The sequence below is a fragment of the Roseovarius sp. MMSF_3359 genome (assembly GCF_030733385.1).
Classification (GTDB): domain Bacteria; phylum Pseudomonadota; class Alphaproteobacteria; order Rhodobacterales; family Rhodobacteraceae; genus Roseovarius.
On record NZ_JASHJC010000006.1, the window covers coordinates 13,618 to 35,127 of the forward strand.

Consider the following 21,510-nt stretch of genomic DNA (forward strand, 5'->3'; position numbering starts at 1 on the left):
CGCACATATACTATCTAATGGTATCGCTATTTATAAACTTGGATACGCAATGAAGAACGTGGTCATCGGCTTTCTCGGAACCCAGTTGGATATGGGCAAGAAAAGGCGTTGGAAACCGACACCTAGCCTTGTCAGCCATGATCACTTCAAGGTGGATCGGCTCGAGATTCTCTATGACATGCGATTCAATCGTCTAGCCAAGCAGGTTCAGCGTGAGATCGAGGAAACGTCACCTGAGACGGAAGTGTTGCTTCAGCAGCTTGACCTGAACGACCCGTGGGATTTTCAGGAGGTCTATGGCAAGCTGTTCGACTTCGCGCGGTCCTATGGGTTTGACGATGAACGCGAACGGTACCATGTGCATCTGACCACCGGGACACATGTGGCGCAGATCTGCTGGTTCCTGCTGACGGAAAGCCGCCATGTACCAGCGCGACTGATCCAGACCGGCCCACCCGGACCGGATGAGGAGGTGCCAAAGTTCGATGTCATCGACCTGGACCTGAGCCGCTATAACGCACTTCAGCAGCGCTTCGATCAGCTGTCGCGGGAACATAGCGACCAGCTGAAGGGTGGGATCGAAACACGCAATACAGAATACAACGATCTGATTGACAGGGTTGAGTTGGTCGCCAGCAATTCCGACGAACCTATCCTGCTGCTCGGCGAAACCGGCACTGGAAAGACCGAACTGGCCGAGCGAATTCATAGCCTCAAACTCGATCGACGCCGCGTCAAAGGCCGTCTGGTCCACGTGAATTGCGCAACATTGAACGGGCCAGATGCCATGGCGACGCTTTTTGGTCAGCGCCGCTCTTACCTTGGGGCGGCAGGGACTGAACGCAGCGGGTTGTTGCGCGAAGCGGATGGCGGTGTCCTGTTTCTGGATGACGTGGACGAGTTGAACACCAACATGCAGTCGGTTCTGCTGCATGCGATTGAAACCGGGCGGTTTTATCCACTGGGGTCCGACCACGAAATCTCAAGCCGGTTTCACCTGATCGCCGGGGCAAACCGAGATCTGCGTGGTCTGACGGCTTCTGGACAGTTTCGCCCTGATCTGCTGGCCCGGCTGAACACATGGAGCTTCACGTTGCCCGCGCTGCGCAATCGCACCGAGGATATCGAAGCAAATCTACTGCACGAGCTGGATCGCTGCGAAAGAGATTTGGGCACACATGTCGGTTTCAACTCCGATGCCCGCGCCCAATATCTGGCCTTCGCCAAAGACCCGGGCACCCATTGGCCGGGAAACTTCCGTGACTTCTCGGGCTCGATCCGTCGTTTGTGCACGCTTGCACCACGCGGGCGGATCACAAGGGCGATGGTCGCGACCGAAATCGAAACGCTTCAAACTGATTGGAAATCGGCCCAGTCGAATGATGATTTCAAGCTGGTTGCAGATGTGATGGGCGACGCCGTTTCTGATGTGGATCCGTTTGATCTTGTTCAGCTGGCCGAGGTGATCCGGACCTGCCGCAAGTCTTCAAGCCTAAGCGCCGCCGGGCGCGCCTTGTTTGCCGTGTCGCGCAGCAAACGAAAAACCCAGAACGATGCAGATCGGCTGCGGAAATATCTTGGAAAGTTTGGTTTGGAGTGGGGTGCAATCTAGCCAGACGGACGCGAGATATCCGGACGCCCATGCTTACTTATTCGGCGGCTATATCTTGTATGCGGCCTTCTAGCCCCGACGCATGCGCAGCCACCTTTGGGTCGGCGCTATTGGCCAAAAGCCAACCCTGAATCTGTGCAGGGCTGTGTTTTTGACCTCCTAACCGCTGTTCGAAAACCGACGCCAAATCATCTTCACCGGGGAAGAAGCGTTCAAACAGGCGGCGGGCTGTAGCCGCGTTTACCATTCCAAGTTCGGTGTGCACGTCGGCGCGGCCGGGTCGGATCAGGGCCGGGTCCAGCTTTTCCTTGTGGTTCGTTGTCATAACCAGGGCACGCCCTTCCTGAGCTGCGACGCCGTCGATGGCATTGAGCAAGCCCGAGAAGCTGACGCCCGAGCGTTTCTCGCCACCTTCGCGCTGCGTAAACACAGCGTCCACATCCTCGATTGCGATCAGCGACCCCTTGGGGCACACATCATCGCTTCACGCAGATCATCATCCGTCAGCGTGACGCGCCCGATATCCAGCGACGCGATATCCAATGACAGGTCTGACGCCAGCGCGCGAATGAGGCTCGACTTGCCCGTGCCCGGAGGGCAGTAAAACAGATACCCACGCCGCCAGGGAACACCACGTTCCGCGTACCAGTCGCTAGCTCTATAGAACCAACGCATGTCCTCCAGCACTTTCTCGATGCGATCGTCATCCACCAGCACCGTGTTGATGGAACGGCGTGGGACATCGCCGACATGATCCCACCAATCCCCCTTCAGAATATGGAGGCCAGGGCCGATGCGATCCCTGGTCTGGGAAAGTGCGCGTCCCTCGGCGATCCAGCCCAGTATCGTCTCGACCTTTCCGAAAAGAACGGTGACGTTCAGCACTTCCATTGGCCGCTGGTTGTGCGATGCGCCCACTTTTGACTTTTCATTGATGTCGCGCCCCAGACGACAGATTTTCCCTCGCCAGAAGAACCAATGCTGGCCCGGTGCGGGCGCATAGCCCTTTGTTCCCCGTGCCCATTTCCCATCCGTCATACGCACATGGCGCGAATGGGACAGAACGTTGTTCTGCTCCATCCAGATACAGAAATGGCGATAGGCGGCGCTCCGGTTGTCGAGTGTCAGGCTCACCCAGACGCGCCGAACAATCACACGGTACAGGGCCATGAATGCGACGCGTAGAAAGGCTGCCGCGACCCCAAATGCCCCGAGCGCCACGTCGCCCGCGAAAAAATCGCTGGTCAGGGCGCTGGTCAGGAATTGATCGAATGCGTCTATCTTAGCCCCCTTTCACTTCGCGAAAACCGCGACCCTTGAAGCACCGCACCGGATTGCCGCGTTCGTGCGCATAGTGTAGCTCGTTACGGCTCGCCTTTTGGGCGGATTCATCCGCTGCGGCTTGGGCGGCCATCAGATGCTGCAGGCGTTCCAATGCCAGTGATTTGTTGCGATGCTGCGAACGCTCTTCGCGCGCCACCGCCGAAAGCCCCGTTGACCGATGCGTCGCCCGCACCGCGCTGTTGGTTGTGTTCTGGTGCTGCCCACCAGGGCCGCCCGCCCGGAAGGTATCAAAAGTGACGTCGCTCGCTTGAATGCGTTCAGGCGTCCGCACCGATGCAGGCAGGTCGTACACCCCGATGAACCAGTTGGCCCGCTTATGCGTTGGACGCAGATTGCTTTGCGCCCGCCACCGGATCGTACCGCGCCATTTCTTGGCGAAAGCATCTGCATCTGCGCCGCTGATCACAGCCACCGCAGATTTGAAACCATGTATTGTACGCGCCCCATTGGTATCAAAATCGACCGCGAAGAATTTGGCTTCACGGCGCATCACCTCCAGCACGCCCGCAACGGCTTGCTGGCACTCTGCTGGGCCACTGCCACTGGTGACCAGGAGTGAGATATGTCTGGGGGCAGTCATGATCGTCTCCCGTCACGCGTTTTCTTGAAGGTCAGGAGCGGATGGAACTCCGCCACAGAATGCGCAGCACCTGTGCGGTCCAGGTCTTCGGCGACGGACCTGGCCGATTTGTAAGCCAAGGGCGCTTCTTCGATCAGAAGGTTGCGATCTTCGCATAGAATTCGGCCACCGAAGGTGTTGCGCTGCATGGCCTCAAGGTCTGATTTCTTGGCCCGCACGCGACCATGCATCGAGGATCGGTCGTAGCGCCGCCCGGCACCATGAGCGAGGCTGCGAAGCGCATCAACATGGCCAATGGGGAACATCAGGTAGCTGGCACTTGCCCGCGACCCGGCAAGCGGAACAAATCCTTGCTCGGCGACTGCCGCGCCTTTGCGGTGCAACCAGCGATCACCATGTTGCACAAGCAGGTTGTGCGGGGCATCGACCAACAGCATCAGATCTGCTCGCAGCGCCTCCGCTGCCCGTTCTGCAATGACCTGACGATTGAGGCGGGCCCACCGAACCGCTTTGTCATGATCTTTCAGATAGATCTGAGCTGCGTCACTATCCTCTTGCAGTCCGGCGTAGGACCCTTGGGGCACTACCTCTAGAACGGCATTGCCAAAACCACGCGACCCGGAATGCACCAACAGATAAAGGCATGATGTATAGAGGCCAGTGCTGTCATCCGCCTCGGCCAAGGTCTGAACCTCGCAGAAATGATTGCCGCCACCAACCGTGCCGAGCGATGTGGCAAACAGATCGGTCGGCAGACCAATTTCTTCCAGTCTCCAGCGTTGGTCTTCAGATGCAGGTTCGCCAAGAACGCGCATCCGGCGCAGCGCCTTCTCCAGTTTCAGTTTCCGCACAGGCAGATCAAGCTGGAATAGCGACATGCCACAGCCGATGTCATTGCCGATAAGCTGCGGGAAAATGTGGTCCGCCAGAACGGCACAACCAACGGGCCCGAATTTGCCTGGGTGCAAATCTGGAAAAGCCGCGATCTTTTGCACGCCGGTCCAGCCAGCGATCTCTTCGAGTTGTTGTTCGGCCCGTCCTTCGATCCAGGCCGCAGATGTATAGAATTTTGTGATGATGGCGTCGCCGGACACAGCTGACACACGACCATCCAAGACAGAATTGCCCATGTGATAGTACCCAATAAACGTATGTAGATGCGCGAGCAGCAAGCCGGCGAACTGGATCAAACCTGATCTGATTTCAGCTTAGGTGTTGATCGGCCCCGAAAGGGCGAAATAACGAATAAGCATGTATGTCCCTTTCCTTGTTGGGGGTTACGATTTGGGTCCAATGAACCAATTGGAGGTCTTCAATTAAGTGGGATTGCTGATTCCCTCAACAGTCTTGAACTTGCTGATTCCAAGTCGTGTCCAAATAACAACACGACTGTGCCCCTATGGTTACCATCAAGCTTCTCTGCGAAGCGTGTACAATTGATACGTTTGGCGATCGAATGGGTCAAACTGCCATCAAACCTGAAGGATCAAATGCTGTTCTCTCTCCTGGAAAACCTCTTTGGTTGGAGACAAAGCGCATCGATCCATGATCGCCTTCTCCCACCCAGCAACATCTCTCATGGATGTGTCCACATAGCCAGGTGTGGACTTACCGAGGTTGGGATCGGAGTAGTTTCGTCGAAACTGTTTGAGCGCGAAGCCTTCCGGGCAAATGTATTGGTCGTTGGCTTCATCATATTCAAACTCGAACCGCGTCCATGCCCCGTCTTTGCGTTTCGAATGATCAATAACCAGGATGAACGGGATGATCCCGCGCTTCTTGACCAACCAGCCTAAGTTACCGCTTGAACCATATGCCGTGTCCGCTGCTAGCCAGTCTGGTCTGATCCCAAACCGTCGCTCGGTACGATCAAGAATGGTTTGCGAAGCACCCACCTCGGCCTGTCGGATGGCTCGCGTTGCCTCAACGTCCATGATAACAGAACTCTTCGTGTCGATCAGGTAGTTCGTGGCATAAGCGAAATAGGGTCTGCTCTCCTCGGCACGTGTCCATTGGGCGGCCGGATCCGACTTGGCGAAGAACTTAGGTTGCACCGGCTAGGCTGCACCGAAGGCCGCATCGTCAAGCGTTTCAAGACACTCTCTAGCCGCACGTTTACTTGCGTTTCGAGCGACATCTTCGTTCCAATCCTTGATGGCAATGGAACGGGCTTTGTTGGCATCACCAGCGATCAGGCTGGCGTCGACAGCAAAGCCTTCGTCGGGCACGAGGTCGTCGGTAAGGCAGCGCTCAACTATCGCTTCAAAGATGTGACGCAGCATGTCACTTTCCCGGAACTTGCCGTGTCGGTACCGCGAGAAGGACGAGTGATCTGGCACCTTGTCATCCAGTCCGAGCCGACAAAACCAGCGATACGCCAAACTGAGATGTACTTCTTGGCAAAGCCGACGCTCTGGACGAATACCCATGACATAGCCAATGACCAGCATCCGGACGATAAGCTCAGGATCAATCGAAGGGCGGCCCTTGTAGCTATAGAAGGGCTTTAACCTCTCCCGCATGTCGCCCACGTCGAGGAAACGGTCGATCTCTGTCAGGACGTGATTGGGCGGGACATGTGCGTCCAAATCGAACCCAGAAAACAGCTGCGCTTCAACCTTTTGAATCCCCATCATCGCTCGATCTTCCCCATCTCGATATATCGAGTGAATCAAACGGCTTGCCGCACTACAACAAACAGTTTTTCAACAGCCTGGACGGAACATGCTGACACTGGCGCTCTACACGCAAACGTTTGATATGTCCGCGATCTGTATGTTCGTGTCCGTTTGGGTTTCGCAGTCGCGGCGAATGACCGCTAAGCGGGTTGCGACCGCAGCATTACGAAAGCCACTTGAGTGACCGCAATGGGCTCAAAGCAAACTTTGGCAACAAAACCAACCAGAGAGGTTTTTATTGCCACGCCCTTGGCCCCGAATGAAAAACCCGTGATATACTGCCCAGACAACACCGACGGATCGCCGAATGGACCACAAAGCCTTCATCGAGACCCTGCCGCCCAATACCATTGCTGCCCTGAACGAAAAGGCGGATGCGCCGGGGCTGCGGCATCTTGCGGGTCACGCGGCACTGATCGTGGGCTTCGGGTTCTGGATCGCGCTGGGTCTACCATTCTGGCAATTGGTGCTCGTTGCGCAAGGGATCGCCATTTGCTTCCTATTCACCCTTGAACATGAGGCCACCCACAAGACCCCGTTTCAGAACGAAGAGATCAACGAATGGGTCGGGCGGGTCTGCGGCGTGCTGATCGCGCTGCCCTTTGAATGGTTCCGGTACTTTCACCTCGCCCATCACCGGCACACCAACATCCCCGGCAAAGACCCCGAATTGCTCGCCGGGGCGAAACCCGAAACCATCGGTGCCTATCTGGTCCATGTCACTGGCATCCCGTTCTGGGTCGACATGCTGGACCGGATCATCGGCAGCGCCTTTGGTCGCGATCCGGGCGATTTCGTCCCGAAACGCGCCCATGCCCGTGTGATTGCCGAGGCGCGCTGGATGCTCCTGATCTATGGGCTGGTCATTGCCAGCCTCTTTGTCACGCCCTTCCTCTTCTGGGTCTGGCTGCTGCCCTGCCTTCTGGGGCAGCCCTTCCTGCGCCTCTACCTTCTGGCTGAACATGGCCGCTGCGCCTTTGTCGCCGACATGCTGGAAAACACCCGCACGACCTATACCAACCGGATCGTGCGCTTCCTCGCGTGGAACATGCCTTATCATGTCGAACACCACACCCTGCCGCAGGTGCCGTTTCACAAACTGCCCGTCCTGCATGCCTATATGCAGGGTCGTCACAAGGTCACATCGGATGGGTATGTCGAGTTCACCCGCGAGTATATGCGCAGTCTCGACTGAGACAACAGAGCGACGCGTTTTGAGATCGTCGCTTGCCCGGTTAGACTGAACCCGTGAGAAGGGTACCGGGGGGAGACATGTCAGACCCATACGCAGATCTCGGGAATGCCGAGGAGACCGTACAAACCGCCATTGCCGATGCCATGGATGCGCGCAGTGTCGATCCTGCGCAGGTTGCCATGCGCCATGCCTACATGTCGGAAATCACACTGCCTTCCGGTGCCTTTGCCGTCGAAATGGGCAGCGGGACAGGCCATGTCACCCGTGATCTGGTCACGTTGGTCGGGGCGGAACACGCGCTTGGTATCGAGCCGTCGCAGATCATGACGGACCGCGCACGGCAGCACCACTCGGATCTGGCCGCGCTGGAGTTTCAGGTGGGCGATGCCAAGGTAACCGGGCTGGGCGATGACAGTGTCGATCTTGTGCTGATGCACACGCTGCTATGCCATGTGCCGGGCGCCGAGGACGTGGTGACCGAGGCGTTTCGCATCCTCAAACCCGGCGGGATACTGGCCGTCTTCGATGGCGATTATGACACCACAACCGTGGCCATCGGGGATTTCGATCCGCTGGAGCCGGTTGTGAAATACATGATTGACGTGAATGTCCATAACCTCTGGCTGCCGCGCAAACTGGTGCCGCTGGTATCAGCGGCCGGGTTCATCCCGGGACAATTGCGCGCCCATAGTTACCTGGCCCATGGTGATGCCGCCTATTTCATGACCGTGATCGACCGGGCCCTGATCCGGATGCAATCCGAGGGGCTGCTGACGCCCAAGGGCGCGCAAGGATTGCTGTCCGAGGCGCAAACACGGATCGCCGAGAACCGGTTTTACGGCTTCATGTCCTATCTCAGCCTGATTGCGACAAAGCCGGGTTAGAGAGCGCGCAGTCTTGCAAGCGCGCGCCATGCGGGGTAACCCGCCTTCGGACTTATTTGCAGGACATGAGTGATGGACGATCTACGCGACAAATACCTGACAGCGATTGCCAATGCTGCCGATGAGGCCGCGCTCGAGGATCTGCGCGTGCAGGCCGTGGGCAAGAAGGGCGAGGTCAGCCTGCAGATGCGCGAGCTGGGCAAGATGACGCCCGAGGAGCGTCAGGTCGCCGGGCCCAAGCTCAACGCGCTCAAGGACGAGCTCAACTCCGCGCTGGCCGCCAAGAAACAGGCCCTGGGTGATGCGGCGCTCGACGAGCGGCTCAAGACTGAATGGCTGGACGTGACCCTGCCTGGCCATCGCCGCCGCCCCGGCACGATCCACCCGATCAGCCAGGTCACCGAAGAGGTGACCGCGATCTTTGCCGATATGGGCTTCTCGGTGGCCGAGGGGCCGCAGGTTGAGAGCGACTGGTACAATTTCGACGCGCTGAACATCCCCGGCCACCACCCCGCGCGGGCAGAGATGGACACGTTCTATATGCACCGCGAGGAAGGTGATAATCGCCCGCCGCACGTGCTGCGCACCCATACCTCGCCGGTGCAAATCCGCTCGATGCAGGAACACGGCGCGCCCATCCGGGTGATCGCCCCGGGCCGCGTTTATCGTGCCGATTACGATATGACCCACACACCAATGTTCCACCAGGTCGAAGGGCTGGCGATTGACCGGGATATCTCCATGGCGAACCTGAAATGGTGCCTTGAGGAATTCGTGAAGGCGTTTTTCGAGGTCGACGATGTGGAACTGCGCTTCCGCGCGTCGCATTTCCCCTTTACCGAGCCGTCGGCCGAGGTCGATATCCGCTGCTCGTGGGAAGGGGGTACGCTCAAGATCGGCGAAGGCGATGACTGGTTGGAGATTCTGGGGTCTGGCATGGTCCACCCCCACGTGCTGCGCTCGGGCAATATCGACCCGGACGAGTGGCAAGGCTTCGCCTTCGGCGTTGGCATCGACCGCATCGCCATGTTGAAATACGGCATCCCCGACCTCCGCGCGTTCTTCGACTCAGACCTGCGGTGGCTGAGGCATTACGGGTTTGCGAGCCTCGACGTGCCGACGCTGCATGGCGGGTTGTCGCGCTAAATGTATTATCTGGGCGTATTGATCGCTCGGTATATCGATTGGTGCGAAGCCGTTCAGCCGCGTCTGAAGCGATGGATTGGTTATGCAGTATTTTTTGGTGTTGCCACCACGGTTTGCGTCATAATTCTGGTTTTGCCGACGCCGTTTAACTTGATCTTCTTGTTGACAGGAGGGTTTGTTATTCCGCCTGCTTTGCTGGAGTTCTTTTCTGCACATTCGAAGTATTGGCAGCGGCAGGATGAGATAAAGCGTGAGATGAGGCAACGCAGCCTCAAGGTTCAAGAACTGCTGAAAAAGACCAAGTGGAAGTAAGAAAGGTTTGCTTCGAAATCGACGAAACGCGATGGCCAGACCGCGGGATGGCGATGCAACGATTGTGGAGCGCACTTTTCCCTACCAAGTCAGCAAACCCTCGTGACACGGCGCATACACCTGCAAATCGCCAGCCCTTGCGGGCGGTCTGGCGATCGTGCGGCGGCTTTGCCTTGGTTCCGCGCAGGGTGCCTTACTTCCGCGTCCTCTAACAGTCTTGTGACGTGACAACTCGGGCGCACTGGATACATTCCCGTTAAGCAAGACGGGAATGTATGATGCGAAAGCTGGTTTTGGTGCTCTTGGTTCTCTTCGCCCTTCCGGCGTTCGCGACTGACAGGGCGAACCCGGCCTGCCATGAAGAAATCCCCTGCCAACTGGGTGATCGCTCTTACCACGTCAAGGAACCGGACGGTTGGGATGGCACCTCGCCCCTGCCCGTTCTGCTGCATTTCCACGGCTGGATGCGGCAAGGCAGCCTGATCGTCAAACACCAGCGTATCTCGGGCGCGACGCGGCGGCGCGGGGTTCTGCTCCTGGCGCCCAACGGCCATCGCAAGACCTGGGATTTCTGGGACGATGACACCGATGATGTGGCCTTCGCCGCCGCGGTGATCGAGGACGCCGCCAAACGCTATCCCATCGACCGGTCGCGGATCTATGTCTCGGGCTATTCCTACGGTTCGGCCATGGCGTGGCGCTATGCCTGTGAAAACGGCGCGGGTGTTGCGGCCTTGCTGGCCATTTCCGGCACCTTGCGGCAGGACGAGACCTGCCCCGAAGCGCCGCGGGAAGTACGCCATGTCCATGGCACCGCCGATACGGTGATGGATTTCCCCATGGGGCCGGGCGGGGACCGAACCTTTCCCGTCGCACTCTGGCGGGAGAAATTCGGCTGCGGCGCGGCGCGCAAAGACGGCCCATGGCAAGCGGTCGAGTGGTTGACGCTTGAGCGGATCACCTGGCGCGAGTGCGCCACAGGTACGGTCACGCTCGACCTGCACGATGGTGGCCATTTCATCCCGCATGGCTGGATCGGGTGGCAGTTGGATCAACTCCTTGGCCGCACACCCGCCTACCCGTGACCCCGCTTTTTGCCGGCAACACCCGCTCCGGGCTTCCCACCTTTGCGCATATCCGTTAAAGCGCACGGGACGTTTGATAGACCCGCGGAAGACCGACCATGAAATTCACGCTGTCCTGGCTGCATGACCACCTTGAGACCACCGCATCGGTGACCGAGATTTCCGAGGCGCTGACCGATCTTGGCCTTGAGGTCGAGGGGGTTGAAAACCCGGCCGAGCGGCTGGCGGATTTTACCATCGGCAAGGTCATCCATGCCGAGCAGCACCCCGATGCGGACCGCCTGCGCGTCTGCAAGGTTCTGACCGACGAGGGTGAATTGCAGATCATCTGCGGTGCGCCCAATGCGCGGACCGGGATCACCGCCGTGATCGCCAAACCGGGGACCTATGTGCCCGGGATCGACACCACGATCGGCGTCGGCAAGATCCGCGGGATCGAAAGCCACGGCATGATGTGTTCCGAACGCGAAATGGAACTGAGCGACGAACATGACGGCATCATCGAGCTGCCCTCGGGCGAGGTGGGCGAGCGGTTCGTGGATTGGTTGGCGGCGAATGATCCGTCCAAGGTCGATCCGGTGATCGAAATCGCGATCACGCCGAACCGGCCGGATGCGCTTGGCGTGCGTGGTATTGCGCTGGACCTGGCTGCGCGGGGCCTTGGCACCATGAAACCGGCCAAGACTGCCCATATCGAAGGCCAGTTCGCCAGCCCGATTGCGATCACGATTGACGAGGACACGCGAACAGGCGGCTGCGAGGTGTTTGGTGGGCGCCTGATCCGGGGCGTTACCAATGGGCCAAGCCCCGAATGGCTGCAGAAGCGGCTGCGCGCCATCGGGTTGCGGCCGATTTCGGCACTGGTCGATATCACCAATTTCTTCACCTATGACCGCAACCGTCCGCTGCACGTTTTTGACGCCGACAAGGTGAAGGGCAACCTGCGGGTGCACCGCGCCGAAGGCGGCGAAACCCTCGTGGGCCTTGATGAGAAGGAATACACGTTTGGCCCCGGTCAGGTGGTGATTTCCGACGATGAGGGCATCGAGAGCATCGGCGGCATCATGGGCGGCCTCGCCACGGGATGTACCGAGGCGACGACCAACGTGTTCCTTGAGGCCGCGGTGTGGGACCATATCCAGATCGCGACCACGGGCCGTGCGCTCAAGATCAATTCCGACGCGCGTTACCGCAATGAGCGCGGCATCGACCCCGCGTTCAACATGGAGGCGCTGGATCTTGCGACGCAGATGATCATCGACCTCTGCGGTGGGGAGCCATCGAACCTCGTCGTTGCGGGCGAAGTGCCGGATGTGAGCCGGGCCTATACGCTCGACCCCGCGCGGGTGCAGTCACTGGTAGGGATGGACATTCCCGAATCCGAGCAACGTCAGACCCTGACCGCCCTTGGCTTCCGCATGGAGGGCAACCAGGCGCAGGTGCCAAGCTGGCGCCCTGATGTGATGGGCGAGGCCGATCTGGTGGAAGAGGTGGCGCGGGTTGCGTCGCTCACGAAACTCGTCGGGAAACCGATGCCCCGTACACAAACCGGTGTGCCCAAGCCGATCCTGTCACTGACGCAGAAACGTGAGCAGATCGCCCGGCGCACGACGGCGGCGCTTGGGTACAACGAATGCGTCACCTACAGCTTCATCGACCAGGCCAGTGCCGCGCTCTTCGGTGGTGGCGACGATGCCACGATGCTGGCCAATCCGATCAGTTCCGAGATGAGCCATATGCGCCCGGCGCTCCTACCCGGTCTGCTGCAGGCCGCCGCCCGTAATCAGGCGCGGGGGCAGATGAACGTCGCCCTTTTCGAGGTCGGACAGGCCTTCCATGGCGGCGAACCGGGTGAGCAGCATTTGCTGGTCAGCGGCCTTCTGGTCGGCCAGACGGGCCCCAAGGATGTGCATGGCGCGGCGCGGGCGGTCGATATCTATGACGTCAAGGCCGACGCCGAGGCGGTGCTGTCGGCGCTTGGCGCCCCGGCCAAGGTTCAGATCCTGCGCGGCGGGCGCGAATGGTGGCATCCGGGCCGCCACGGCATGATCTGCCTTGGGCCCAAGAAGGTGTTGGGCATTTTTGGCGAGATCCATCCGCGGATCCTCAAGGCGATGGATGTCAAAGGGCCTGCCATGGGCTTCACGATCTGGCCTGCGGAAATCCCGCAGCCGCGCAACCAGACCGCCAACCGTGGCGCGCTCGAGCTGCGTGATCTGCAAGCGGTCGAACGCGATTTCGCCTTCGTGGTCGATGCGGATGTCGAGGCGCTGACCCTGGTCAATGCGGCGGCGGGTGCCGACAAGGCCCTGATCGAAGACGTGCGCATCTTTGACGAATTCATCGGCGGCAGCCTGGGCGAGGGCAAGAAATCCCTTGCCATGACCGTGCGCCTGCAACCGACCGAGACGACGCTGAAAGATGCGGATATCGAGGCCGTCAGCGCCAAGATCGTCGAAAAGGTGACCAAAGCGACGGGCGGCACCCTCCGGGGGTAGTGCGGATGGGGTATGTCATTCGCCGCGCCATGCCGTCGGATGCCGCAACCCTGACCGATTGTATCACGGCCGCCTATGCGGATTACGTCCGGCAAGGCATCGACCTGCCCCCGGTATCCGAGGGCGTGTTGATGGACATCCGCGACAATGTTGTCCGGGTCGCCGCGGATGGCACCCACATCCTGGGCGGTGTGATCCTGTCGGTCCGGGGTGAGACCGCCGATCTCATGAACATCGCCGTTCATCCCGGCGCCGCGGGGCGGGGTGTCGGCCGGGCGCTGATGGCGGCGGCGCTTGAGGCGGCGCGGGCAGCCGGACACACGACCATGGAGCTTGCTACCCATCGCGACCTGCCCCACAACGTGGCGCTCTACGAGCATCTGGGGTGGAAAGTCACCCGGCGGGACGGGGTGAAGGTCCATATGGCCTTCGATTTATAGCGTCTAACGAAACACCTCGGACATCAACAATCAGCCACCGTCGAGCGGCAGCGCCGGATAGGCGTCGCAGATTTCATCCCAATGCGCCTGATAGCTTTCGGTCAACAACGCGGCTTCCTCCGGGGTCCAAATGGAATAGGTCGGATTGGCGTCGGAGATCGGAAACTTGCGCTTGATCCTGCGCACAATCTGGCGCGGCTTCAGGTCCGGGCCGCCCGCCTGCAACCTGGCCTGGACTTTCGCGACCGCACGTCCCGACAAGGTTTGATTGGCGCGTCTCTGCGGCGCCGCGCGGAACGGTCCGACCATCTCTTTGAAAACCTGTTGCTCGACTTGTGCAAAATTCTCGTAGCGCCAGAGTTTGAGTTGTGCCGCCGGAAAGGCGCTGCGCAGGTCGGCAATAACGTCAATCCAACTCCGGTCCATCAGGAGAAACGCCAGTTGAAGGTCTTCGGTATCGAACATCCTCCCAAACCGCAGTGCCGTGGTGACATTCGACGAGACAAAAGGGCCGTAATCCCGCAACGAAAAGAGAATCGTCACGTTGGGATGGTTCAATGCCGCCGGCAGCTTCGACAGGCGGCGTCGAATGCCGGGATAAAGTGATTTCTGCGCGAGATTGTGGCCGGTGGAGCCGATGAAATTCTCCTCGGACAACACGATCCGTTGCGTGGTGGTATCGGCTGCCAAGGCCGAAAGCTGCACCGTCACGCCTGGCATTTTTTCGGCACCATCCGCACGGGCGGCCTTTTCACCGCGCCGCAGGTCGCGGGGCAGGATCAGGGCCGTGCCTGCCCGCCTCAGATCTTCCCGCTTGGTGTTGAGGGCGTTTTGCAGATAGGTCGTCGCCGTCTTGTGCGCGCCCAGATGCACAACGAGCTTACGGGTCTTCACGAACTGCCACAGTGGATCGCTCAATGCCCCTTACCCCGCTGCAGAAAATCCGCCAGCGCATCGAAGACAAGCCGGATCCGGCGGCTGGTGTGCAGCTCACGATGGGTGGTAAGCCAGACCGGAAACCGGACCGGTTCCATCCCGGGCAGGACGCGCTCGATGCCCGGCGTGGCTTCCGCCACCTCGTCCGACATGGCGGTGATGCCGAACCCCTGCCGTGTGTATTCCCATGCGACGACGCCGCTCTGACTGCCGAGCCGGAAGTTGTCGTGGCTGACCGGCAGGCCCATCGGCAGGTAATGCCCCAACATCTCGTCTACATCGCCGAAGCTGATAAAGTCATGCCCAGCCAGGTCGGTCAGTTTTGCGGGCCGCCCGCGACGGTCGAGATATTCGGTGGCGGCGTAAAGATGCGCCGTCGCCTCTGTCACCAGCCGCGCAATCAGGTCGGGCTGGTCCGGTCGGACATGGCGGATGGCAATATCCGCCTCGCGCCGCATCAGGTCGCGGATATCATTGGCAGCGACCACGTCGATCACCAGTTTCGGCGCCTGCTGCCGCAATTTCCGCAGAACCGGCGGCAACAGGTGGGCCGAGAAGATATCGCTTGCGGTGATCCTGATCCGGCCTTCGATGGATTGCGCCTGTCCGCTCGCCGCCAACGCCACGCGCCTGGCGGCATCTCCCATGGCGCGGGTATGTTCGAGGAGTTCCATACCAGCGGTGGTCAGGTTGAGCGATCGCCCGATACGCTCGAAGAGCATGATTTCCAACGCCTCTTCCAGCGCGGCGACCTGACGGCTCAGCGTGGGTTGCGTCAGGCCAAGCGCGCGTGCGGCTGCTGAAAGTGAGCCCTCTTCGGCCGTCGCAAGGAACGCTCGCAGATGGTTCCAATCAAAATTGTCAGGCACTAAATTCATGCAAATATGTATATGCTAACTGCAGATTTGCGCAATTTATAAATGGTATTTGTATGAGTATATGCGCTCTCAAAGGAGAGACACCATGCAGACCGATGCAACATTCTGGGACGGTATCGCGCCCAAATACGCCAAATCACCGATCAAGGACGTGCCAGCTTACGAATATACGCTGAGTCGAACGCGGTCCTACCTCAAGCCGACCGATACGGCGCTTGAACTCGGGTGCGGCACCGGTGGCACTGCCCTGAAACTTGCGGATCACGTGGCCCATCTGACCGCCACTGACCTTTCTGATGCCATGCTGGATTTCGGCCGCGCCAGGGCAGGTGATGCGTCCAACATCACCTTTGAGCGCAGCGATATCGACAACGCCCCCGAAGGGTCATTTGATGTTGTCATGGCGTTCAGCCTGCTTCACCTGGTCCGCGATACGGATGCGGCCCTTGCGCAGATCAACCGACGGCTTCGCCCCGGTGGGCTTTTCATTTCGAAGACGCCGTGTAATCCCGAAAGCGGTGCGCCGCTGGGTTATCGGCTGATACGCCTGGTGCTGCCACTGATCCAGCTTGTTGGCAAAGCGCCATATGTGAACTTCATGAATGTGCGCGCGTGGGATGCCAAGGTGACCGCCGCCGGTTTCGACATCATCGAATCCGGCAACCATCCTGCCAATCCGCCTGCGCGTTACCTGGTGGCCCGCAAGCGATAGGATTTGCCCCTGTCGCGCCCGGGCGCTACATGCGAAGGCATCACAACGCAACGAGGCCCGACATGACCCTGAACATCTATCTTTCCGGCGAAATCCACACCGATTGGCGTGAACAGATCATCGAAGGGGCGAAGGGACTGGATGTGAGCTTCTCCAGCCCGGTGACAGATCACGGGGCCTCGGATGATTGCGGTGTGGCGATCCTGGGCGCGGAAGACGACAAGTATTGGCACGATCACAAGGGTGCCATGATCAACGCGATCCGGACCCGCAAGGGCATCCATGATGCCGATGTGGTCGTGGTGCGGTTTGGCGAGCAGTACAAGCAGTGGAACGCGGCCTTCGACGCGGGCTATGCGGCCGCGCTCGGGAAATCGCTGATCATCCTGCAGCGGCCCGAACATGATCACCCGCTCAAGGAGGTGGACGCGACGGCCCTCGCCGTGGCACGCGAACCGTCCCAGGTGGTCGAAATCCTGCGTTACGTCCTCGACGGTAGCCTGCCAAAATAGTCTCTAACACGGCCAAAAACGACCGAATTCGGCAGTAACTCGCTTTGCGGGAAAACGAGACGTTTTTTCCCATTAAAAGAGTCTGCGTGTTTTTTGCATTCCGTGTTAGGAACTTCCTGCGGGCGCGAACGGGCCGCGGGAACAAACATGGTGAGGGACACATGATTCAGGAATTCAAAGACTTCATTGCTAAGGGCAATGTCATGGACATGGCGGTAGGTATTATCATCGGCGCCGCATTCACAGCGATCGTTACATCCATGGTGGATGATCTGATCACACCGATCATCAGCCTGTTTACCGGCGGCATTGATTTCTCGAGCATGGGTGTGCGCCTGTCGGAAGGTGAAGACGGCGCGGTTTTTGCCTATGGCAATTTCATCATGGCGCTTATCAACTTCCTGATCATTGCCTGGGTGGTCTTCCTGCTGGTCAAGATGGTCAACCGGGTCAAGGAAGCCGCCGAAAAGCCTGAAGAGGCGGCGCCCGAGGTCGAAACCGGCCCGAGCGAGCTTGATGTTCTGCTCGAAATCCGCGACTCGCTGGCGAAAAAATAGCCTAGGGAAATCCGTACCGAAGAAGGGCCCGCCATGGTGCGGGCCCTTTTAGTCTGTCGCTCTGCGTGGCAATGAAGCGGCGCGAATACTGTTTGGGGAAAGAGGTGGATGGAACAAGTCATTGAACAGGCTCTGAGCTATGGGCCGCTCGTGATCGACGCGGCCAAGGCATTGATTGTGCTTATCATCGGCTGGCTGGTGGCGGGGATTGTCGCCCGGCTGGTCAGTCGCAAGGTCAATGCCAACGAGAATATCGACAACACGATCGGCAATTTTGCCGCCAACCTGGTGAAATGGGTCATCCGCCTGATGGTGGTGATGGCGGTCCTCGGGATTTTCGGGATCGAGGCCACCAGTCTTGTCGCCGTCATGGGCGCGGCGACGCTGGCCATCGGCATGGCCCTGCAAGGCACGCTCAGCGATCTGGCCGCCGGGCTGATGCTGGTCATTTTCCGTCCTTACCGGCAGGGTCAGTATGTCGATATCGGCGGTACCTCCGGCACGGTCGAGCAGATCGCGCTTTTCTTCACCGAGCTGACCACGCCTGACAATGTTCAGATCATCGTGCCGAACGGCAAGGCCTGGGGTGAGATCATCCGGAATTATTCCTATCACAAGACCCGCCGTCTGGATCTGGTCTTCGGGATTGACTACGAGGATGACGCCGAGGCCGCGAAGGCGCTCATTTCGGGGATCGCCGACGCCGAACCGCGTATTCACAAAGATCCCGAACCCTGGGTCCGTGTGACCAATTTGGGCGAGAGTAGTGTCGATTTGACCGCGCGGCTTTGGTGCGACAATGCCGAATACTGGGATCTGAAGTTCACCCTGACACAGCAGATCAAGGAAGCGATGGACGACAAGGGGATCTCGATCCCTTATCCGCACCGAACGATGGTGCAGCGATAGCCCCGAAAAACGGGCGCCCAGAATTGTGGGCGCCCGCCATGGTCTGTCTGCGCAAGCTCAGGGAGCTCAGCCAACGACGGAGGATGAACTGGACGAGGTGGCGGATGTGGTGTCGTAGACATAAGGCCCAGGCCCCTGTTGCCCGTTTCCAGCCGTTGTTTTTCCGGAAACCGAAGCAGACGTGACAAACACGAACGCATCCTTGTTTTCATCGTCCCATGCGATGCTGCCGCTCGGTGCCTTGTCGGTGTGCAGCGACAGGTTTCCGGTTACATCTTCAACGCTGTCCTCTGCGTCGCTTGGGTCGGCTTCGTCGAAATCGGTCACATCGGCGACCGCAGTGTCAAGAACCTGAAAGTCATAATCAAAATCAAAAAATGGCATAATATCCTCCTATGAATGATGCCGGTTAAGTGACAACAACCACGGGAAGATGACGGGATTAGTTTCGCGGCTTAGGTTCTGCGCGATCACATATCTGTGAACCGCTTAGCGGCACTTCTTGGCGATCTCGCGGTTCAGCAACCCGGTTTCCACCAGCAGGCAGCGGTCGCGCGCCTCGTAGTAGTACCCACGCGCATACCACATCACCGCCCGGTCCATATTGCCGTCCGAGACCATCCAGGCCCCGCGCAGGTATTTCACGGCCCACTTCAGGTTGGTTTCCGCATCGAGCAGATCGCTCGGTTTGCCGCGAAAGCCCATTTGCCCTGCGGTTTCGGGCAGGATCTGCATCAGGCCGTAATAGGGACCGTTGCGCGCCCGGGGACGATAATCGCTTTCGCGCTGAATGACCTTGTGCACCAGCGGGCGGGGCACCTCGTAATGATCCGCATAGATATTGATGAGGTTGCGCAGGGCCGGTGTTTCATTTGGATAAAGCTCCGGTTCCGCCGGAGTACGGTCATTGGACGACCCACAAGCCGCCAGCAACAAAACCAAGGCCATCACACCAAACCGCCGCATACTGATATGCCTCCTCAACGCGTCTCTTGGGCACAAAAACCCGGAATGGCATCCCGGCACAAGTGAAACCGGAGGCGAAAGCAGGAATTTGCCATGGGCATCACCGGCTTGCCAAGCGGCCCGCGGCGAGGCCCGCGTTTGTCAAAACACCAAAGCAGGCAGCCAGGTGGCCAGGCCGGGCATGAGCCAGATCACCCCGATTCCGACGATCTGCAACACGATGAAGGGCGCGACACCGGCATAGATCTGACCGGTGGTAATCTCGGGCGGCGCGGCCCCGCGCAGGTAGAAGAGCGAAAAGCCGAAGGGCGGGGTGAGGAACGAGGTCTGCAGGTTGATCGCGATCAGGATCGCCAGCCAGATCGGGTCATGCCCCATGAGGATCAGCGCCGGCGCCACAAGGGGCAGGACGATCACGGTGATCTCGACGAAATCGAGGAAGAAACCGAGCACGAAGATGATCGCCATGGCAAAGATCAATGCCCCGGTCGGCCCACCCGGCAAGCCCGTCAGGATGTCATGAACCCGCACGTCGCCACCGAGACCGACGAAGACGAGCGAAAAGACGCTCGCCATCACGATGGTCGCGAAAATCATCGCGGTCACGGTCATGGTTGTCGTGACCGCCCCGGCCAGCATATCGCGCAGGTGCAGCCGCCGGAGTGACGCGAGAATCGCCGCCATGCCCACCAGCAGCAGCAGGCCGTAGACCACCGCCAGAGCGTAGCTTGCAGCGCCCGCGTCGCTTCGCTGCAACCGCACCGGCGCGAGGCCCGCGGCAACTGCGAGCACCAGGAGCGCCACGACCCCGGCGAGGATGAGTTTGCGGTTCACGCCCTGCCGCGCCCCGGCCATCAGGATCGCGCCGATGGCACCCACGGCAGCGGCCTCGGTTGGGGTGGCGATCCCACCAAGTATCGCGCCAAGAACCGCGATGATGAGCATGACCGGCGGCGCCACCGCGCCCGCCACCTCCGCGAAAGCGGGCCGCCCTTCGGGGGTCGGGGCCGGCGGCATGTCATCGGGTCGGAACCAGCCGCGGACCAGGACGTAAAGAATGTAGATCGCTACCAGCGTCAGGCCGGGGATCAACGCGCCGGCGAAAATCTGACCCACGGAAATGGTTTCGACCGAGAACTTGCCCTGCTCGTATTGCGCCTGTTGATAGGCGCTCGACATTACATCGCTCAGGATGATGAGGAGGGTCGAGGGCGGGATGATCTGCCCCAATGTCCCGGCGGTGCAGACCAACCCGGAAGCGAGGCGCGGGTCGTAGCCGGTGCGCAACATCGTCGGCAGCGCGATCAGGCCCATGGCGATCACCGTCGCCCCCACGATACCGGTCGAGGCCGCCAGCAAGGCGCCGACAAGGATGACCGAGATCCCGAGACCCCCCCGAAGCTGCCCGAAGAGCCGGCCCATCGTGTCGAGCAGATCTTCGGCAATCTTGGAGCGTTCCAGCACAACACCCATCATGACGAAAAGCGGGATGGCGATCAGGACATCATTGGTGATGACCCCGAACACCCGCTGTCCCAAGGCGCCGAGGAGGCCGATATTCATCACGCCGAGCGCATAGCCAAGATAGGCAAATCCGATGGCGACACCGGCGATGGCGAAACTCACCGGGAAGCCCAGCAGGATCGCAGCCATGAGCGCGGCGAACATGATGAGGTCGAGATATTCGAGGATCATGTGCGGGCAGTCCCGACCAATGTCGCGAGTTTGGACAGCAGACACGCCAGCGACTGGATCAGGAGCAGAATGCAGAAGGCCGGGATCAATGTCTTGAGCAGGAAGACTGCCGGAATGCCGCCCACGGAAAGCGGCCCCTCAAAGATCGCCCAGGCGTTCCGGACCGATGGCCAGGACCAGTAGAGCAGTGCCAGCATCGATGGGATCAGCAGGACCACATGGCCAAAAATGTCGATCCGCGCCTGACCCGCATCCGAGGCTTTGGCCTGGAAGATATCGACCCGAACATGGTCATCGACCAGAAGCGTATACCCGGCCCCGAGCATGAAAAGCGTGGCATGCATGTAGAGGACGCTTTCGTTGAGCGCGATGGAGCTGAACCCATAGACATAGCGCAGGACAACGACGAGGAACTGCACCAGCACCATCAGAAGCGCCAGCCAACGAACAATGCGGCCCACCGCGCGGTTGATGGCATCAAGATGCTCGGCAAGGCGGTTCATGCTGCGCCCGCAAAAGTATTTGATGGATTGCCCGGCATTGCCGGGCCGCGCCCGACCCTACCCCCGGG

24 protein-coding genes are annotated in these 21,510 nt (G+C 59.6%); 12 read left to right on the forward strand and 12 right to left on the reverse strand.

From position 1 onward, the window contains the following. Nucleotides 1-49 precede the first annotated feature (49 nt). On the forward strand, nucleotides 50-1,612 hold the full coding sequence (rtcR, locus tag RBB29_RS10065; protein WP_306116993.1) for an RNA repair transcriptional activator RtcR: 1,563 nt from the start codon (nucleotides 50-52) through the stop codon (nucleotides 1,610-1,612). Nucleotides 1,613-1,649: 37 nt separating this feature from the next. Here rtcR and RBB29_RS10070 read toward each other — a convergent pair whose 3' ends face one another. From RBB29_RS10070 to RBB29_RS22290, 6 genes are all read right to left on the reverse strand, one after another. Continuing rightward, the gene (locus RBB29_RS10070; RefSeq protein ID WP_306116992.1) at nucleotides 1,650-2,042 is read right to left on the reverse strand and encodes an AAA family ATPase; all 393 of its coding nucleotides are present in this window, start codon (nucleotides 2,040-2,042) and stop codon (nucleotides 1,650-1,652) included. A 23-nt stretch (nucleotides 2,043-2,065) separates the two neighbouring features. Further along, the gene (locus tag RBB29_RS10075; protein ID WP_306116991.1) at nucleotides 2,066-2,833 is read right to left on the reverse strand and encodes an AAA family ATPase; all 768 of its coding nucleotides are present in this window, start codon (nucleotides 2,831-2,833) and stop codon (nucleotides 2,066-2,068) included. A 61-nt stretch (nucleotides 2,834-2,894) separates the two neighbouring features. After that, nucleotides 2,895-3,536 (reverse strand): peptide chain release factor H, encoded by a 642-nt coding sequence (gene prfH / locus RBB29_RS10080; protein WP_306116990.1) that lies wholly within the window; start codon nucleotides 3,534-3,536, stop codon nucleotides 2,895-2,897. Beyond that, complete coding sequence (locus RBB29_RS10085; protein WP_306116989.1) at nucleotides 3,533-4,639, reverse strand: RNA ligase RtcB family protein; 1,107 nt, start codon at nucleotides 4,637-4,639, stop codon at nucleotides 3,533-3,535. The genes prfH and RBB29_RS10085 overlap by 4 nt, the downstream gene beginning before the upstream one ends. Nucleotides 4,640-5,008: 369 nt before the next feature. Then, nucleotides 5,009-5,590, reverse strand: coding sequence for a hypothetical protein (locus tag RBB29_RS22285; protein WP_371931469.1), 582 nt, complete (start codon nucleotides 5,588-5,590; stop codon nucleotides 5,009-5,011). 3 nt (nucleotides 5,591-5,593) lie between these two features. Further along, nucleotides 5,594-6,172 (reverse strand): transposase, encoded by a 579-nt coding sequence (locus tag RBB29_RS22290; RefSeq protein WP_371931470.1) that lies wholly within the window; start codon nucleotides 6,170-6,172, stop codon nucleotides 5,594-5,596. Nucleotides 6,173-6,521: 349 nt separating this feature from the next. Between RBB29_RS22290 and RBB29_RS10095 the strand changes: the two genes are divergently transcribed. The 7 genes from RBB29_RS10095 to RBB29_RS10125 all read left to right on the forward strand — a co-directional run bounded on the left by RBB29_RS10095 (nucleotide 6,522) and on the right by RBB29_RS10125 (nucleotide 13,774). After that, nucleotides 6,522-7,409 carry a fatty acid desaturase gene (locus tag RBB29_RS10095; protein WP_306116988.1) on the forward strand — a complete coding sequence of 296 codons (888 nt, stop codon included), beginning with the start codon at nucleotides 6,522-6,524 and terminating at the stop codon, nucleotides 7,407-7,409. A 77-nt stretch (nucleotides 7,410-7,486) separates the two neighbouring features. Then, nucleotides 7,487-8,293, forward strand: a complete 807-nt coding sequence (locus tag RBB29_RS10100; protein ID WP_306116987.1) for a methyltransferase domain-containing protein — start codon at nucleotides 7,487-7,489, stop codon at nucleotides 8,291-8,293. Nucleotides 8,294-8,365: 72 nt separating this feature from the next. After that, a complete protein-coding gene (gene pheS, locus RBB29_RS10105; RefSeq protein ID WP_306116986.1) occupies nucleotides 8,366-9,439 on the forward strand; it encodes a phenylalanine--tRNA ligase subunit alpha in 1,074 nt (357 codons plus the stop codon). Continuing rightward, nucleotides 9,440-9,751, forward strand: a complete 312-nt coding sequence (locus RBB29_RS10110; RefSeq protein ID WP_306116985.1) for a hypothetical protein — start codon at nucleotides 9,440-9,442, stop codon at nucleotides 9,749-9,751. It abuts the gene before it with no gap. 275 nt (nucleotides 9,752-10,026) lie between these two features. Next, nucleotides 10,027-10,836, forward strand: coding sequence for a PHB depolymerase family esterase (locus RBB29_RS10115; protein WP_306116984.1), 810 nt, complete (start codon nucleotides 10,027-10,029; stop codon nucleotides 10,834-10,836). Between the two features lie 98 nt (nucleotides 10,837-10,934). Continuing rightward, nucleotides 10,935-13,334 (forward strand): phenylalanine--tRNA ligase subunit beta, encoded by a 2,400-nt coding sequence (pheT, locus tag RBB29_RS10120; protein ID WP_306116983.1) that lies wholly within the window; start codon nucleotides 10,935-10,937, stop codon nucleotides 13,332-13,334. A gap of 5 nt (nucleotides 13,335-13,339) precedes the next feature. Continuing rightward, nucleotides 13,340-13,774 (forward strand): GNAT family N-acetyltransferase, encoded by a 435-nt coding sequence (locus tag RBB29_RS10125; protein ID WP_306116982.1) that lies wholly within the window; start codon nucleotides 13,340-13,342, stop codon nucleotides 13,772-13,774. 30 nt (nucleotides 13,775-13,804) lie between these two features. Here RBB29_RS10125 and RBB29_RS10130 read toward each other — a convergent pair whose 3' ends face one another. Continuing rightward, a complete protein-coding gene (locus tag RBB29_RS10130; RefSeq protein WP_306116981.1) occupies nucleotides 13,805-14,692 on the reverse strand; it encodes a hypothetical protein in 888 nt (295 codons plus the stop codon). Continuing rightward, on the reverse strand, nucleotides 14,689-15,588 hold the full coding sequence (locus RBB29_RS10135; protein WP_306116980.1) for a LysR family transcriptional regulator: 900 nt from the start codon (nucleotides 15,586-15,588) through the stop codon (nucleotides 14,689-14,691). Before RBB29_RS10135 ends, RBB29_RS10130 begins: the two co-directional genes overlap by 4 nt. Nucleotides 15,589-15,673: 85 nt before the next feature. On the opposite strand from RBB29_RS10135, the gene RBB29_RS10140 reads away from it, so the two are divergent. The 4 genes from RBB29_RS10140 (at nucleotide 15,674) to RBB29_RS10155 (ending at nucleotide 18,278) form a co-directional block, all read left to right on the forward strand. Beyond that, nucleotides 15,674-16,300, forward strand: coding sequence for a class I SAM-dependent methyltransferase (locus RBB29_RS10140; protein ID WP_306116979.1), 627 nt, complete (start codon nucleotides 15,674-15,676; stop codon nucleotides 16,298-16,300). A 62-nt stretch (nucleotides 16,301-16,362) separates the two neighbouring features. Then, entirely contained in the window at nucleotides 16,363-16,812 is a 450-nt protein-coding gene (locus tag RBB29_RS10145; RefSeq protein ID WP_306116978.1) for a YtoQ family protein, read from the forward strand. A gap of 161 nt (nucleotides 16,813-16,973) precedes the next feature. After that, nucleotides 16,974-17,369 carry a large-conductance mechanosensitive channel protein MscL gene (mscL, locus tag RBB29_RS10150; RefSeq protein ID WP_306117003.1) on the forward strand — a complete coding sequence of 132 codons (396 nt, stop codon included), beginning with the start codon at nucleotides 16,974-16,976 and terminating at the stop codon, nucleotides 17,367-17,369. Nucleotides 17,370-17,477: 108 nt separating this feature from the next. Beyond that, nucleotides 17,478-18,278: a mechanosensitive ion channel family protein gene (locus RBB29_RS10155; RefSeq protein WP_306116977.1), complete on the forward strand. Its 801-nt coding sequence runs from the start codon at nucleotides 17,478-17,480 to the stop codon at nucleotides 18,276-18,278. A gap of 66 nt (nucleotides 18,279-18,344) precedes the next feature. Here RBB29_RS10155 and RBB29_RS10160 read toward each other — a convergent pair whose 3' ends face one another. The 4 genes from RBB29_RS10160 to RBB29_RS10175 all read right to left on the reverse strand — a co-directional run bounded on the left by RBB29_RS10160 (nucleotide 18,345) and on the right by RBB29_RS10175 (nucleotide 21,442). Then, nucleotides 18,345-18,662: a hypothetical protein gene (locus RBB29_RS10160; RefSeq protein ID WP_306116976.1), complete on the reverse strand. Its 318-nt coding sequence runs from the start codon at nucleotides 18,660-18,662 to the stop codon at nucleotides 18,345-18,347. Between the two features lie 105 nt (nucleotides 18,663-18,767). Beyond that, nucleotides 18,768-19,244, reverse strand: coding sequence for a lytic transglycosylase domain-containing protein (locus tag RBB29_RS10165; RefSeq protein ID WP_306116975.1), 477 nt, complete (start codon nucleotides 19,242-19,244; stop codon nucleotides 18,768-18,770). A gap of 141 nt (nucleotides 19,245-19,385) precedes the next feature. After that, nucleotides 19,386-20,936, reverse strand: coding sequence for a TRAP transporter large permease subunit (locus RBB29_RS10170; RefSeq protein WP_306117002.1), 1,551 nt, complete (start codon nucleotides 20,934-20,936; stop codon nucleotides 19,386-19,388). After that, the gene (locus tag RBB29_RS10175; protein WP_306116974.1) at nucleotides 20,936-21,442 is read right to left on the reverse strand and encodes a TRAP transporter small permease subunit; all 507 of its coding nucleotides are present in this window, start codon (nucleotides 21,440-21,442) and stop codon (nucleotides 20,936-20,938) included. Before RBB29_RS10175 ends, RBB29_RS10170 begins: the two co-directional genes overlap by 1 nt. Between the last annotated feature and the right edge of the window lie 68 nt (nucleotides 21,443-21,510).